The following is a 13,625-nucleotide window of genomic DNA, read 5'->3' on the forward strand; positions in this document are numbered from 1 at the left end:
GGCGGCAATGCTGCGGTGCCGCATCGATTTCCATTGACGGTGTCCGCACGATCGTTCGAAACTGGATATTCCGACAACATCCTCGAGAGACCGATGACGAACCTGCAGCCGCCGCTCATGGGCGCGATGATGGACCAGCCACTCCTGATTTCGAGCATCATCCGGTTCGCCGCGCGGCATTACGGCGGCAGCGAGATCGTGTCGCGCCGCGTCGAGGGCGACATGCACCGCTACACGGTGCGCGACTGCGAAGCGCGGGCGCGCCGGCTCGCGAACGTGCTGCGGGCGCAGCAAGTCGCGCCGGGCGAGCGCGTCGGCACGCTGGCCTGGAACGGCTACCGGCACATGGAACTGTATTACGCGGTGTCCGGCTCGGGCGCCGTGCTGCACACGATCAATCCGCGTCTGCATCCCGACCAGATCGCCTACATCGTCAACCATGCGGAAGACCAGCTGCTGTTCTTCGACCTGACCTTCCTGCCGCTGGTCGAGGCGATCGCGCCGCGCTGCCCGACGGTGAAGGCGTTCGTGCTGATGAGCGACCGGGCGCACATGCCGGCCGCAAGCAACAGCGCCAACCTGCTGTGCTACGAAGACCTGATCGACGCCGCGTCCACCGACTACGCCTGGCCCGAATTCGACGAGCACGCGGCCGCATCGCTGTGCTACACGTCCGGCACGACGGGCAATCCGAAAGGCGCCCTGTATTCGCACCGCTCGACCGTGCTGCACGCATACGCGTCGGCCATGCCGAATGCGCTGAACGTGGGGGCGGCCGACGTCGTGCTGCCCGTCGTGCCGATGTTCCATGTGAACGCGTGGGGCTTGCCGTATTCCGTGCTGCTGGCGGGCGCCAAGCTCGTGCTGCCGGGGGCGGCGCTCGACGGCAAGTCGCTGTACGAGTTGTTCGAGGCGGAGGGCGTGACGTTTTCCGCCGGTGTGCCGACCGTCTGGCTCGGGCTGGTCAATTACGTGCTGCAGAACGGGCTCGCGTTCTCGACGTTCCGGCGCACCGTGATCGGGGGCGCCGCGTGCCCGCCGGCGCTGATGGACACGCTGATCGACCGCCTCGGCGTCAAGGTCATCCACGCCTGGGGCATGACGGAAATGTCGCCGCTCGGCACGACGGGTGGCCTGCTGGCGAAGCACCGCGACCTGCCCGTGGAGAGCCAGCGCGCCATCCTGCGGAAACAGGGCCATGCGATCTTCGGCGTCGACATGAAGATCGTCGACGACGGCGGCTGCGAACTGCCGTGGGACGGCCGCACGTTCGGGCACCTGCTCGTGCGCGGCCCGTGGATCGTTTCCCGCTATTTCGGCGGCAACAGCGGCGACGAGGGCGGCGACGTGCTGCAGGACGGCTGGTTCCCGACCGGCGACGTGGCGACGATCGACGCCGACGGCTTCATGCAGATCACGGACCGCAGCAAGGACGTCATCAAGTCGGGCGGCGAGTGGATCGGGTCGATCGACATCGAGAACATCGCGATGGCGCATCCGGCCGTGCTGCAGGCGGCGTGCATCGGCGTGCATCATCCGAAGTGGGACGAGCGGCCCGTGCTCGTGGTCGTGCGGCGGCCCGGGGCGAGCCTCACGCGCGAGGAGATGCTGCGCTTCTTCGACGGCCGGATCGCGAAATTCTGGATGCCGGACGATGTCGTGTTCGTGGACGCGCTGCCGACCGGGGCGACCGGCAAGATCCAGAAGAACCGGTTGCGCGAACAGTTCCGCGATTATCGGTTGCCCGGTTGAGCGGCGCGCGCCAGAAATAACACGACCGTTCTTTTACGGGTTATATTGTCGCCACCGTCAATCACACAAACGCAAGGAGACCCATGAGCGCCGACTACCAGGTCATCGACGACGTCGCCGTCATCACGCTGAACAACCCGCCCGTCAATGGCCTCGGCCTGGCGACGCGCACCGCCGCCGTGGACGGGCTGCGGCGCGCAGCCGCGGACCCGGCCGTCAAGGCCATCGTCATCACGGGCGCCGGCAAGGCATTCTCGGGCGGCGCCGACATCCGCGAATTCAATTCGCCCAGGGCGCTCACGGAACCCACGCTGCACACCCTGATCCGCACGGTCGAGGATTCGGTCAAGCCGACCGTCGCCGCGATCCACACCGTGTGCATGGGCGGCGGCCTGGAGCTGGCGTTGGGCGCCAATTACCGCGTCGCGCTGCCGGGCGCCCAGATCGCGCTGCCGGAAGTCAAACTCGGCCTGCTGCCCGGCGCGGGCGGCACGCAGCGGCTGCCGCGCGTGCTGGGCCTGGAGACCGCGCTGAACATGATCGTGACCGGCACGCCGGTCGCGTCCGAAAAGCTGGCCGGCACGCTGCTGTTCGACGAACTGCTGCCGGCCGGATCGGACCTCGTGGCCGGCGCCGTCGCCTTTGCGCGCCGCGTGGCGGACGTGCGTCCGCTGCCGAAGGTGCGCGAGCGCCAGGTCGAGCATCCCGATGCCGCGGCCTTCCTCGCGGCCGCGCGGGCGCGCGTGAAGATCGAGGCGGGGCCGTTCCCGGCGCCCGTCGAATGCGTGGAAACGGTCGCCGCGTCCGTCGAAATGCCGTTCGAGGACGGCCTGAAGTTCGAGCGCGAGCGCTTCATCCGGCTCACCCAGACGACGGAATCGAAGGCGCTGCGCCACGCCTTCTTCGCCGAGCGCGCCGCCGGCAAGGTGCCGGACGTCCCGCCTGACACGCCAGTGCGCGAGATCCGCAGCGCGGCCGTCGTCGGCGCCGGCACGATGGGTGGCGGCATCGCGATGAATTTCGCGAACGCAGGCATCCCCGTCACGATCCTGGAGACCAGGCAGGAGGCGCTGGACAAGGGCCTGGCCACGATCCGCAAGAATTACGAGAACACGGTCAGGAAGGGCAAGCTGGCGCCCGAGAAGGCCGCGCAGCGCGTGGGCCTCATCCGCGGCACGCTCGACCATGCCGACATCGCCCAGGCCGACATCGTCATCGAAGCCGTGTTCGAGGACATGGGCGTGAAGGAGACCGTGTTCCGCCAGCTGGACGCGGTGATGAAGCCGGGCGCGATCCTCGCGTCGAACACGTCGACGCTGGACCTGAACCGCATCGCGTCGTTCACGGCGCGCCCGCAGGACGTCATCGGCCTGCATTTCTTCAGCCCCGCCAACGTGATGAAGCTGCTGGAAATCGTGCGCGGCGCGGCGACGGGCAAGGACGTGCTGGCGACGGCGCTGGCGCTGTCGAAGAAGATCAGGAAGACGGGCGTGGTGTCCGGCGTGTGCGACGGCTTCATCGGCAACCGCATGGTCGAGCAGTACATCCGCCAGGCCGGCTTCCTGCTGGACGAGGGCGCGCTGCCGCAGCAGGTCGACGCGGCCGTCGAGAAGTTCGGCTTCGCCATGGGCCCGTTCCGCATGGGCGACCTGGCCGGCAACGACATCGGCTGGTACATCCGCAAGCGCCGCGCCGTCGAGATGCCGGACGTGAAGTACTCGCAGACGGCGGACCTGCTGTGCGAACAGGGCCGCTTCGGCCAGAAGACGGGCGCCGGCTGGTACGACTACCAGCCGGGCGACCGCACGCCGCAGCCGTCGAAGTGGGTCGACGACATGATCGTGAAGCACTCGCAGGCGCTGGGCGTCGCACGCCGCGCGATTTCCGACGAGGAGATCGTCGGACGCCTCGTCTACGCGCTGGTCAACGAGGGCGCGAAGATCCTGGAAGAGGGCATCGCGCTGCGCGCGTCGGACATCGACATGGTGTACCTGTCCGGCTACGGCTTCCCGCTGTTCCGCGGCGGCCCGATGTTCTACGCCGACACCGTGGGCCTGCCCGCGGTGCTGGCCGCGGTCGAGAACTATGCGCGCGGCTACCATGGCGAAGCGTGGACGCCGGCGCCGCTGCTCGTGCGCCTGGCGCGGGAAGGCAAGACCTTCAACGGCTGAAGAAAGGCCCTGCTGCAAGGAGGGTGCGACGCGTGCTAGGCTAGCCATCAACGCGACGACCGAGCCGACATGAAGAACGCCCTCCTGATCGCGACCGCCTGCCTGCTCGGACTCCTGTCCACGACGGGCGCGTCGCTCCCTTACCCCATCCTCCCGCCGCTGTTCGTGAACGGCGCGCCGGACAGCCTGACGCACTTCCTCGGCCTGCCGCCGAAACTGCTGTTCGCGCTGGCGCTGATGGTCAACCCCGTCGGCCTGCTGCTGGGCACCGCGGTGCTCGGGTCGCTGTCCGACCGCTACGGACGCCGGCCGCTGCTGCTCGTGACGGCCGCCGGCGCCGCCGTCGGCCACGTGCTCACGGCATGGGCGCTGGCGAGCCGCTCGTATCCGCTGTTCCTCGCCGCCCGTTTCGGCACCGGCCTGCTGGAAGGCCACAGCGCGATCGTGCGCGCGATGCTCGCCGACCGCCTGCAAGGCCCGCTGCGCAACCATGCGTTGTCGTGGCTGAACGGCGCGCTGCACCTGGGCTGGTTGTTCGGGCCGTTGCTGGCCGGGTTCACGATCGCGTGGGGCATCACGGTGCCGTTCTACATCGCGGCCGGCGCGCTGGCGCTGGGCGCGCTCCTCGTCGGCGTGGCGCTGGAGCGCAAGCCGCGCGCGGCCGGGCCGTCGTGGTGGCGCGTCGCGCGCGAACGCCATGCGTTCAACCTGCTGCGCCACGACGGCCTGCGCGCGCTGTTCGGCGTGCAGCTCGCGTACACGTGCGGCGTCACCGCGTTCTACGAATTCTATCCGCTGTGGCTCGTCGAGATCGGCCATTACGACACCCGCGCGATCGCCCTCGTCAACGTGGGGATGTGCGGCCTGATGACGTGTTCCGCGCTGTTCGCGGGCCGCGCCAGCCGCACGGAGCCGATGCGCCGCGCCGCCTGGCTCGCGGCGTGCGTCGCGCTGGCCATCGGGTCGCTGGGCGTCGGGCACTTGTGGGTGGGGCTCGTCGGCATCATGGCCTTCGGACTGCCGCATGCGTTCTACAACGCCGTCGTGCAGGCGTGGGCCGCGGACCGTTTCGGCGGCGGCCACGGACAGGGCGCCGTCATGGGGCTGCTGTCGACGACGTTCTGCCTCGCGAACATCCTGATGGCGGCGGCGGGCGCGGTGCTGACGCTCATCGACACGCGGCTCGTGCTGCTGGCCGGGGCGATCCTCACCGCGTGGGCGGCGAACCGGATGCGGACGTGGGGAACCGGCGCCGTGGCGCGGGCGGCCCAACGCGTCGAGTAGTCCCGCCGGCCCCGTCTCGCGCGGGGTCAGCGGGCCGGGGGCACGAGCGCGTCCAGGATCGGCCGCACGAAATCGTCGCGCTTGAAGTCGTACAGCACGAAGTCGCTGGAGAACTGCCAGTACGCCCACGCGAAACCGTATTTTTCCGCGGTGCGCGCGACGGTCGACGTCCACAGCACGCGGTCGTCCATGGCGCCCTTGTCGTAGGCGCCGAATTCGCCGAGGAAGACGGGGCGGCCGCTCGCGTCGCTCCATGCCTTCACGGCCGCGAAGTCCTGGTCGATGCGCGCGATCTCCGCCGGCTTGCCGAAGCGGATGCCCGTGGTCGACCGGATCGGTTCAGCGGCCCACGACGCGCCCTGGTGCGTGAACGGGAACGGATCGTAGTAGTGGAAGGTCGCGATGAGGTGCTTGTCGGCGGCCGGCAGCCGCATGTCCTTCAGCGTGTCGCGGCTGTTCCAGCGGACGCCGCCGATGATGACGTTGCGCGTGGGGTTCGTCCTGCGCATCACGGCCAGCACCTGCGGGAAGCTGGCGTTCCACGTGGCCGCGTCGAACTGGCCGTGCGGTTCGTTCAGCAGCTCGAAGACGACGGTGTTCGGCTCGTTGCGGTAGCGTTCCGCCAGCTGGCTCCAGACGGCTTTCAGCCTGGGCAGGCAGGCGGCGGCGTCCTTCGAACAGTCCTCGAAGTCGTGCTCGTCGATGATCACGTTGAGGCCGTGCTTCGTCGCCGTGGCGACCACCCAGTCGAGGCGGTTCAGCCATTTCGGATCGAGCCGGTCCTGCGCATCGAGGGCGCGGAACGCGAACAGCACGACGCGTACCGTCGAGAAGCCGGCCGCCCTGATCTTCGCGAAGTGCTCGTCCTTGTAGTTGCCCTGGGCGCCGTCGCGCCAGAACGGGTCGTAGCCGATGACGTTCACGCCGCGGGCCATCAGGCGTACCTGCTCGTGCGCGTCGATGTCCTTGAACTGCGACGTCGCGGGCGGCGGGTTGGGCGGCGGATCGGCGGCCAGGACCGCCTGTGCGGCGAGGACGAGCGTGACGGCGGCGCGGCGCGGCAGCGTGGGCATGAGAGTCTCCATCGTGATTGTCGAGATCGACCGGCTGTTCCGCCGCCTCGCCATACCGGCGCTGGCGGCGGCCGGCCAGGCTCAGTCGGCGGCGTAGATATCGTTGTCCTTCGTCTCGCGCACGAACAGCATGCCGATGACGACGGTCGCGACGGCGATCACGCAGGGATACCAGAGGCCGTAATAGATGTTGCCGTTGGCCGCGACGAGCGCGAACGCGGTCGTCGGCAGCAGCCCGCCGAACCAGCCGTTGCCGACATGGTAGGGCAGCGACATCGACGTGTAGCGGATGCGGGTCGGGAACATCTCGACGAGCATCGCGGCGATGGGGCCGTACACCATCGTCACGTACAGCACGAGCACGAACAGCAGCAGCACGAGCATGGGCTTGTTCAACCGGGAGGCATCGGCCCTGGCCGGATAGCCGGCGGCCTTGAGGGCGGCGCCCAGGCTCTTTTTGAGCACCGTCTCGCGGTCCTTGCTGGCCCGGTCGAAGTTCAGGCCGTCCGCGGTCATGGTCGCGTCGAAGGACGGGTAGACCCGGTCGCCGACCTTGACGCTGGCGACCGTGCCGGCCGGCGCGTCCTGGCGCGTGTAGCTGACCGAGGCCCCCGTCAGCTGGGCAGTGGCGATGTCGCACGACGACGGGAATTTCTTCGTGCCCGTGGCGTTGAACTGGAAGTGGCACGAGTGCGGGTCGGCCACGACGACGACGGGCGAGTTGTTCAGCGCCGCCTCCAGCGCCGGGTTGCCGTAGTGCGTGAGGCCCTTGAAGATGGGGAAGTAGGTCAGCGCGGCGACCAGGCAGCCCGCCATGATGATGGTCTTGCGGCCGATGCGGTCCGACAGGGAGCCGAAGACGATGAAGAACGGCGTCGCCAGCGCGAGCGCGACGGCGATCAGTACGTTGGCAGTCGCGTCGTCGATCTTCAGGGTCTTGGTCAGGAAGAACAGGGCGTAGAACTGGCCCGTGTACCACACGACGGCCTGGCCCATCACGACGCCCAGCAGCGCGATGAGCGCGATGCGGCCGTTCTTCCAGGTCAGGAAGGCTTCGCTGAGCGGCGCTTTCGACGTCCGGCCCTGGGCCTTCATGCGGGCGAAGGCGGGCGATTCGCTCATCGACATGCGGATCCAGACGGAGACCGCGAGCAGCAGCACGGAGACGAGGAACGGTATGCGCCAGCCCCAGGCGTCGAACGCGGCCGCGTCCATGCCGGCGCGCACGCCCGTGATCACGAGCAGCGACAGGAACAGTCCGAGCGTGGCCGTGGTCTGGATCCACGACGTGAAGTAGCCGCGGCGGCCCTGGGGCGCGTGTTCGGCGACATACGTGGCCGCGCCGCCGTATTCGCCGCCGAGCGCGAGGCCCTGCAGGATGCGCAGGGAGACGAGGACGATCGGCGCGACGATGCCGATCGCCGCGTAGCCCGGCAGCAGGCCGACGATGAACGTCGAGACGCCCATGATCAGGATCGTGATGAGGAAGGTGTGCTTGCGGCCGATCATGTCGCCCAGGCGTCCGAACACGAGCGCGCCGAACGGCCGCACGATGAACCCGGCCGCGAAGGCGAGCAGCGCGAAGATGAACGACGTGGTCGGATCGCCGATGAAGAACTGCTTGGCGATCACGGTCGCGAGGGAGCCGTACAGGTAAAAATCGTACCATTCGAAGACGGTGCCGAGCGAGGACGCGACGATGATCTTGCGCTCTTCCTTCGTCAGCCCGACGCCCGATGGCATGGGTTTGCCGCCCGCGGCCATGCCGGGTGTGATTGCCATTGTGGTCTCCTGTCGTGATTATTGTGATGCGCGGTCCGATGGCGCGGGCCGCCGGTCGACTGTGCGCCGGGAAGCTTACGGGACGCTTGCTGCAAACTTACGTGGCGCTTACGGCGGGGGCGCGTGGGCATCGTCCGGGTCGTCCGCCGGGGCGTCGTCCGCCGAACCGTCGTTCGGCGCCTCGTGCAGGTGCGCGTAGCGATACGCTTCGGTCGAGCGCTCCAGCGCCAGGCCCAGCGCCGTCGTCAGTTCGCTGCGCGGCACGCCCTGTTCCAGCTGCTGGACGGCGAAGCTGTTGCGCAGCGTGCGCCCGCCCGCGCGCGCGACGGCGATGCCGGCCCGTTCGAAGGTCGCACGCGTCTGCCGGTACACGGTCGCCTTGTGCAGCGGCTCGCCTTCGAGGTTCGCGGGGAACACGAGGTCGCCGGGGATCGCGAGTTCGGCCCGCTCCTTCAGCCAGGCCGTCAGCTCGGCGACGCCGGCGCGGGGCAAGGTCGTCGTGTGCTCGTAGCTCGTGCGGTGCTTGGCTTCGGGCGTGATGTTCAATTCGAGGCCGCCGTCGATGTCGGGCTGGCGGCCGACTTCGTCCACGAGCAGGCCGATGGCTTCCGCCACGCGCAGCCCGGCGAGCGCCATCACGATCTGCATCGCGCGGTCGCGCCGGCGCTTCCAGCCGGCGTGCCCCTCCGTGTCGTCGCCGCGGCCGGCGGGGAGGGCGGCGAGGAAGCGCTGCAGGTCGTCCGCGCTGAGCGCCGTCATCGGCGCATCCTCGGCCAGGTGGGCGCGGTCGGTCGCGACGATCGCCTGGCGCGCCGGGTTCGGCGCGCGGCCCAGGTATTCGAAGCAGCGCTCCAGCAGGCGCAGGTAGCGGTAGGCGATCTTGCTGTTGAGGTCGCGGCGGCCGTCTTTCGACAGTTCGATGAAGCGGCGCAGGTCCGCCGCGTTCACGGTCGACATCGTCAGGCCGCGCTCGAGCATCCACGTGGCGAACTTGCCGAACATGAATTTATAGATCGTCGCGGATTCGGTCGAGATCGGCAGGGGCACGGGATCGCTCTGGCGGCTGGACGTCAGCACGAAGTCCGGCGTGACGACGAACGCGGCGAAGGCATCGAACGGGCGGGCGTCCCAGTCGGCGTGGGAAGGTGGGTGGCTCATGGCGGTGGCGGGCATGGATGTTGGCACCATACTGCAACTAACCGACCCGGGTGGTCAAGGGTGTGCAGTGGCGTGCGTGCACGGCGGTCGCGTCACGTAAAACATTTATGCAACTAACCGACATGTGGCGCGCAGTCACCAAAACCCGCCGCCAGGGCACAGGCGCGCGCGCCGCTTATCGCTCTTATAATAGCCAGAGCAAAACCAGCGAACACCAACAAAGGAAATCCATGCTCAAGCACATCGTCATGTGGAAACTGAAAGAACACGCCGAAGGCGCCGACCGCGCCGCCAACGCCATCGAGATGAAACGCCGCCTGGACGAGTGCGCCAGCATCGTCCCGGGCCAGCACAAGTTCGAAGTGGTCGTCGCCCAACCCGGCCTGGAAGCCACCTACGACGTCGTGCTGTATTCCGAGTTCGAAGACAAGGCGGCGCTCGAGGCATACGTGAAACATCCGGTGCACCAGGCGGTCATACCGTTCATCGGCGCGATCCGCGAGGCGCGCCAGTGCATGGACTACGAAGTCTGACGGACGGGGAGGCCGCCATGCGCACGGTACAGGAATTGTTCTCGCTGCGGGGCCGCACGGCCATCGTCACGGGCGGCTCGCGCGGTCTCGGCCTGCAGATGGCCGAGGCCCTCGGCGAGCAGGGCGCGCGCGTGCTCGTCGCGGCGCGCAAGCGCGGCGAACTCGATGCGGCCGTCGCCCATCTGGCCGCGCGCGGCATCGAGGCCGTGGGCGTGGCCGTCGACCTGGCGGACGAGACGGCGGTCGCGCCGTTCGTCGACGATGCGCTGGCCCGGCTTGGCCGCATCGACGTCCTCGTCAACAACGCGGGCGCGACCTGGGGCGCGCCGGCCGAGGACTATCCGCTCGACGCGTGGGACAAGGTCATGAACCTGAACGTGCGCAGCGTCTTCCTGCTGGCGCAGGCCGTCGGCAAGCGGGCGATGATTCCCGCCCGCGCGGGCCGCATCGTCAACGTCGCCTCGATCGCCGGCCTCGCCGGCAATCCGCCCGGCACGATGCAGACGATCGCCTACAACACGTCGAAAGCGGCCGTGATCAACTTCACCCGCGCGCTCGCGGGCGAGTGGGGCCGGTACGGCATCACCGTCAACGCCATCGCGCCGGGCTTCTTCCCGTCGAAGATGACGCAGGGCCTGCTCGACGCCGTCGGTGCGGACCGTCTCGCCCAGGGCGCGCCGCTGGGCCGCCTCGGCGACGACGAAGACCTGAAAGGCGCCGTCGCGCTGTTCGCGTCGGATGCCGGCAAACACATCACCGGCCAGGTGCTGGCCGTGGACGGCGGGGTGTCCGCCGTCTGAACGGACGCAGTCCACAGGAGGACGCCATGGACGATTTTGCGGGGCGGGTCGCCGTCATCACCGGCGCGGGCAGCGGCATCGGACGCGCGTTCGCCAACGAGGCCGCCAGGCTGGGCATGAAGCTGGTCCTCGCCGACATCGACGCGCAGGCGCTCGGACAGGTCAGCAGCGCATTGCAGGCGGCCGGCGGCGATGTGCTGGCCATGGTCTGCGACGTGCGCAAGGCAGCCCATGTGGAAGAACTGGCGGACGCCGCGATGATCCGCTTCCACGGCGTGCACCTGCTGTTCAACAATGCCGGCGTGGGTTCCGCGGGGCTGATCTGGGAAGCCAGCGAAGCCGATTGGGAATGGGTGCTGGGCGTGAACCTGTGGGGCGTGATCCACGGCGTGCGCGTGTTCACGCCGCTGATGCTCGAGGCGGCGCGGCGCGATCCCGGCTACGCAGGCCATATCGTGAACACGGCGTCGATGGCGGGCCTGCTGGCGCCGCCGGCGATGGGCGTCTATAACGCGTCCAAGCATGCCGTCGTGGCGCTGTCGGAGACGCTGTACCACGACCTGCGCCTCGTCGAGGCGCGGGTCAGGGCGTCCGTCGTGTGCCCCTATTTCGTCCCGACGGGGATCGCCGACTCGGATGCGCACCGTCCGGCCGAGGTCCGCCACGATGCGGCGCCGACGCCCAGCCAGCAGGCGGCCCAGTCATTGCTCGAACAGGCCGTCGCGTCGGGCAGGCTGACGGCGGCGGACGTGGCCCGCATCACGTTCGATGGCATCCGGCGCGGCGATTTCTACATCCACACCCACCCGCAGGCGCTGCAGGCCGTTGCCGACCGCATGGACGCCATCCTGCACGGCAAGCCGCCGGCCGACGCCTACGCGGCCACGCCGCAGTTCACCGCCATGCTCAAGGCGGCCGTTCAGGGATCGGGAAAGTAGGGCGGCACGTTCGCCGCGATGTGCGCGAATTCCGCCGGCGACAGGGGGAGCTTGCGGAACGCGGCCCACGCCTCGCGCGGGCGCAGGTTGGCGCCCTGGGCGGAATCCGTCCCGTACAGCACGCGCCCGACGCCGACCTGGCGGATGTATTTCACCAGCAGGGCCGCCGTGTCCGGGGCGATGTCGCGGTCGACGATGGACGCCACGTCGAACCACAGGTTGTACGCGTGCGGATCGTGGTTCTCGACGGCGGCGGCCAGCACGCCCATCGCCGCCTGCGCGGCCGGGTCGTCGTAGCCGGGACCGGAGCCGGCGAAATGCGCCACCTGCACCGGCACGTCCGGCGCGGCCGGCATGACCTGGTCGAGGAAGATGCGGGCCTGGGCCGCGCCGTACGGACGCCGCTTGCCGATGTTCGCCCGCAAGTGGACGACGATCGCCATGCCGTGCGCGTTCGCGGCCGCGAACACCTGGCGCAGGCGCGCGACGTGAGCCGGGTCGTCCAGCTGGACGTCCGAATTCCCGATGTGCAGCTTGATCCCGTGGCCCAGGCCGGGCTTGTTCGCGCACCGTTCGAGTTCCGCGAGCGCGTAGTCCTTGAGCGGATTGAAGCTGCAGAACGCGATCAGGCGGCCGGGATGGCGCGCGGCCTGCGCGGCCGTCCAGTCGTTCTCGAGCCGCACCTGTAAGTATTCGTCGTCGACCGTGCGGGCCGGGCTCCCGATCATGTACGCGACGGACAGCAGCACGGCCTTGCGGATGCCGGCCGCGTCGAGCAGTGCAACCAGCTGGTCGGCGTCCAGCGTGACGAGGCCGGAGGACGGACCGAGCAACGCGATGTCGGCCGCGCTGAACACGTGCTGGTGGAAGTCGCCCGCGGGAACGGTCTGGGCGTGCGCCACGCCCGCGAGCAGCACGGCGGCGACGGCGGCGCGGATGGCATGCATGCGGTCTCCTCGATCATTAGCGCGGCCAGGGCCTATCCGACTGACGAAGGCCAGCAGCACGAATTTTACGTCGTTCCCGCGGAGGCGGGAACCCAAGTCGGAGAGGCCGCGCGCGCAAAATCTGGTCCCGGCCTGCGCTGCGACGACGTGCCGATCACGCCGCGGCCTGGTCGCCGGGCTTGAGGACGCGTTCATGCAGCTCCGGCCCGGCGTCGGCGTACAGCTTGACGACGGTGGACGTGCGCGTGCCGTAGCCGGGGATCTCGATGCAGACGGCGGACAGCTGCCGTTCCAGGTCGATGGGCACGCCGGTGTCGGGCAGGCGCATGTCCGGTGCGCGGGTCGTGTCGGCCAGCATTTCGAAATAGGCTTCTTCCGGCGCGCCCTGCAGCAGCAGGCTCGCGAACGTGGCCTTGGTGCGCAGGACCTTGGGCCACGGCGCATCCAGCAGGCCGTTCGACACGCCGTAGATGCCCGGCTCCAGCGGCTTGCCGTTGCGCGGGTCGGCGCCGGCGCGGTTCGAGAACCAGTACATGCCGGCGGCGTCGCCCAGGATCAGGTTGAAGCCGTTGTACGCGGCGGCGTCCGGTGCGATGCGTTCCAGGTAGGCCGGGGCATTCAGGTCGTCCTTGAGGAAATCGGCGACGAGGGCGCCGCGCGTCGGCGCGTCCGTGCGCCAGTCGCTGGGTGCGCGGATGTTCGTGAGCGCCGCGAATTTCGGACCGTAGGGGCCGGTCTTCGTCACGCCCATCCAGCTGCCGCCGCCGCGCAGGTCGCGGCCGGCGATGATGTTGGGCGCGTCCGGCCACGGACCGGCCGGGGTGGCGGGACGATCATAGTATTCGTCGCGGTTGGCGCAGGCGACCAGCGGCAGGCCCGGGATCACGTGCCAGGCAAAAACGATCAGGCACATGGGGGCATATCCGTAAAGATTTCGGCGCGGCGGGGCCCGTCGATCAGGCCCTCGAAGCCGGCACCCTGCGCGGCGGCGTCGAGCCGCGCGGGAAAATCGTCGTCCACGCCCTGGTAGACTTCCATCCAGGTCTGCAGGCCGGAGCCGGCGTCGGGACGGCGCTTCAGCTGCGCCTGCGCCCCCACGCGCGCCTGCAGCGCGCGCACGCGCGGCGCGAGCGCCGGGGCGTCGGCCTCCCGCACCTTGTAATAGACGTAGAGATCGATCATGCGGC

The 13,625-nt window shown here is 69.2% G+C and carries 12 protein-coding genes; 6 read left to right on the forward strand and 6 right to left on the reverse strand.

The window, feature by feature from the left end; genetic code table 11:
- Nucleotides 1-93 precede the first annotated feature (93 nt).
- From ASC93_RS20150 to ASC93_RS20160, 3 genes are all read left to right on the forward strand, one after another.
- The gene (locus tag ASC93_RS20150) at nt 94-1,752 is read left to right on the forward strand and encodes a 3-(methylthio)propionyl-CoA ligase (protein WP_056446513.1); all 1,659 of its coding nucleotides are present in this window, start codon (nt 94-96) and stop codon (nt 1,750-1,752) included.
- Between the two features lie 83 nt (nt 1,753-1,835).
- Nucleotides 1,836-3,923, forward strand: a complete 2,088-nt coding sequence (locus tag ASC93_RS20155; protein WP_056446516.1) for a 3-hydroxyacyl-CoA dehydrogenase NAD-binding domain-containing protein — start codon at nt 1,836-1,838, stop codon at nt 3,921-3,923.
- A 69-nt stretch (nt 3,924-3,992) separates the two neighbouring features.
- Nucleotides 3,993-5,207: an MFS transporter gene (locus ASC93_RS20160; RefSeq protein ID WP_056446519.1), complete on the forward strand. Its 1,215-nt coding sequence runs from the start codon at nt 3,993-3,995 to the stop codon at nt 5,205-5,207.
- Between the two features lie 26 nt (nt 5,208-5,233).
- Here ASC93_RS20160 and ASC93_RS20165 read toward each other — a convergent pair whose 3' ends face one another.
- The 3 genes from ASC93_RS20165 to ASC93_RS20175 form a co-directional block, all read right to left on the reverse strand.
- Nucleotides 5,234-6,280: a glycoside hydrolase family 5 protein gene (locus tag ASC93_RS20165; protein WP_082548192.1), complete on the reverse strand. Its 1,047-nt coding sequence runs from the start codon at nt 6,278-6,280 to the stop codon at nt 5,234-5,236.
- A gap of 81 nt (nt 6,281-6,361) precedes the next feature.
- Nucleotides 6,362-8,062 (reverse strand): MFS transporter, encoded by a 1,701-nt coding sequence (locus ASC93_RS20170; protein ID WP_056446521.1) that lies wholly within the window; start codon nt 8,060-8,062, stop codon nt 6,362-6,364.
- Between the two features lie 108 nt (nt 8,063-8,170).
- Complete coding sequence (locus ASC93_RS20175; protein ID WP_162251931.1) at nt 8,171-9,220, reverse strand: tyrosine-type recombinase/integrase; 1,050 nt, start codon at nt 9,218-9,220, stop codon at nt 8,171-8,173.
- Between the two features lie 230 nt (nt 9,221-9,450).
- Between ASC93_RS20175 and ASC93_RS20180 the strand changes: the two genes are divergently transcribed.
- From ASC93_RS20180 to ASC93_RS20190, 3 genes are read left to right on the forward strand one after another with little or no spacing between them, the layout of a single operon-like run.
- On the forward strand, nt 9,451-9,753 hold the full coding sequence (locus ASC93_RS20180; RefSeq protein ID WP_056446527.1) for a Dabb family protein: 303 nt from the start codon (nt 9,451-9,453) through the stop codon (nt 9,751-9,753).
- Nucleotides 9,754-9,770: 17 nt separating this feature from the next.
- On the forward strand, nt 9,771-10,553 hold the full coding sequence (locus ASC93_RS20185) for an SDR family oxidoreductase (protein ID WP_056446531.1): 783 nt from the start codon (nt 9,771-9,773) through the stop codon (nt 10,551-10,553).
- Nucleotides 10,554-10,579: 26 nt separating this feature from the next.
- Nucleotides 10,580-11,491 carry an SDR family oxidoreductase gene (locus ASC93_RS20190; protein WP_056446535.1) on the forward strand — a complete coding sequence of 304 codons (912 nt, stop codon included), beginning with the start codon at nt 10,580-10,582 and terminating at the stop codon, nt 11,489-11,491.
- Here ASC93_RS20190 and ASC93_RS20195 read toward each other — a convergent pair.
- From ASC93_RS20195 to ASC93_RS20205, 3 genes are all read right to left on the reverse strand, one after another.
- Nucleotides 11,473-12,438 carry an amidohydrolase family protein gene (locus ASC93_RS20195; protein WP_056446538.1) on the reverse strand — a complete coding sequence of 322 codons (966 nt, stop codon included), beginning with the start codon at nt 12,436-12,438 and terminating at the stop codon, nt 11,473-11,475. The genes ASC93_RS20190 and ASC93_RS20195 overlap by 19 nt on opposite strands.
- A 154-nt stretch (nt 12,439-12,592) precedes the next feature.
- Entirely contained in the window at nt 12,593-13,351 is a 759-nt protein-coding gene (locus ASC93_RS20200; protein WP_056446541.1) for an NRDE family protein, read from the reverse strand.
- Nucleotides 13,342-13,620, reverse strand: coding sequence for a DUF4936 family protein (locus ASC93_RS20205; RefSeq protein ID WP_056446544.1), 279 nt, complete (start codon nt 13,618-13,620; stop codon nt 13,342-13,344). The genes ASC93_RS20200 and ASC93_RS20205 overlap by 10 nt, the downstream gene beginning before the upstream one ends.
- Between the last annotated feature and the right edge of the window lie 5 nt (nt 13,621-13,625).

The organism is Massilia sp. Root335, assembly GCF_001425685.1.
Classification (GTDB): Bacteria; Pseudomonadota; Gammaproteobacteria; order Burkholderiales; family Burkholderiaceae_D; genus Telluria; species Telluria luteola.

Coding starts and splice junctions, on each gene's coding strand:
- ASC93_RS20150 (WP_056446513.1), top strand. CDS start 94: ATGACGAACCTGCAGCCGCCGCTCATGGGCGCGATGATGGACCAGCCA.
- ASC93_RS20155 (WP_056446516.1), top strand. CDS start 1,836: ATGAGCGCCGACTACCAGGTCATCGACGACGTCGCCGTCATCACGCTG.
- ASC93_RS20160 (WP_056446519.1), top strand. CDS start 3,993: ATGAAGAACGCCCTCCTGATCGCGACCGCCTGCCTGCTCGGACTCCTG.
- ASC93_RS20165 (WP_082548192.1), bottom strand. CDS start 6,280: ATGCCCACGCTGCCGCGCCGCGCCGCCGTCACGCTCGTCCTCGCCGCA.
- ASC93_RS20170 (WP_056446521.1), bottom strand. CDS start 8,062: ATGGCAATCACACCCGGCATGGCCGCGGGCGGCAAACCCATGCCATCG.
- ASC93_RS20175 (WP_162251931.1), bottom strand. CDS start 9,220: ATGAGCCACCCACCTTCCCACGCCGACTGGGACGCCCGCCCGTTCGAT.
- ASC93_RS20180 (WP_056446527.1), top strand. CDS start 9,451: ATGCTCAAGCACATCGTCATGTGGAAACTGAAAGAACACGCCGAAGGC.
- ASC93_RS20185 (WP_056446531.1), top strand. CDS start 9,771: ATGCGCACGGTACAGGAATTGTTCTCGCTGCGGGGCCGCACGGCCATC.
- ASC93_RS20190 (WP_056446535.1), top strand. CDS start 10,580: ATGGACGATTTTGCGGGGCGGGTCGCCGTCATCACCGGCGCGGGCAGC.
- ASC93_RS20195 (WP_056446538.1), bottom strand. CDS start 12,438: ATGCATGCCATCCGCGCCGCCGTCGCCGCCGTGCTGCTCGCGGGCGTG.
- ASC93_RS20200 (WP_056446541.1), bottom strand. CDS start 13,351: ATGTGCCTGATCGTTTTTGCCTGGCACGTGATCCCGGGCCTGCCGCTG.
- ASC93_RS20205 (WP_056446544.1), bottom strand. CDS start 13,620: ATGATCGATCTCTACGTCTATTACAAGGTGCGGGAGGCCGACGCCCCG.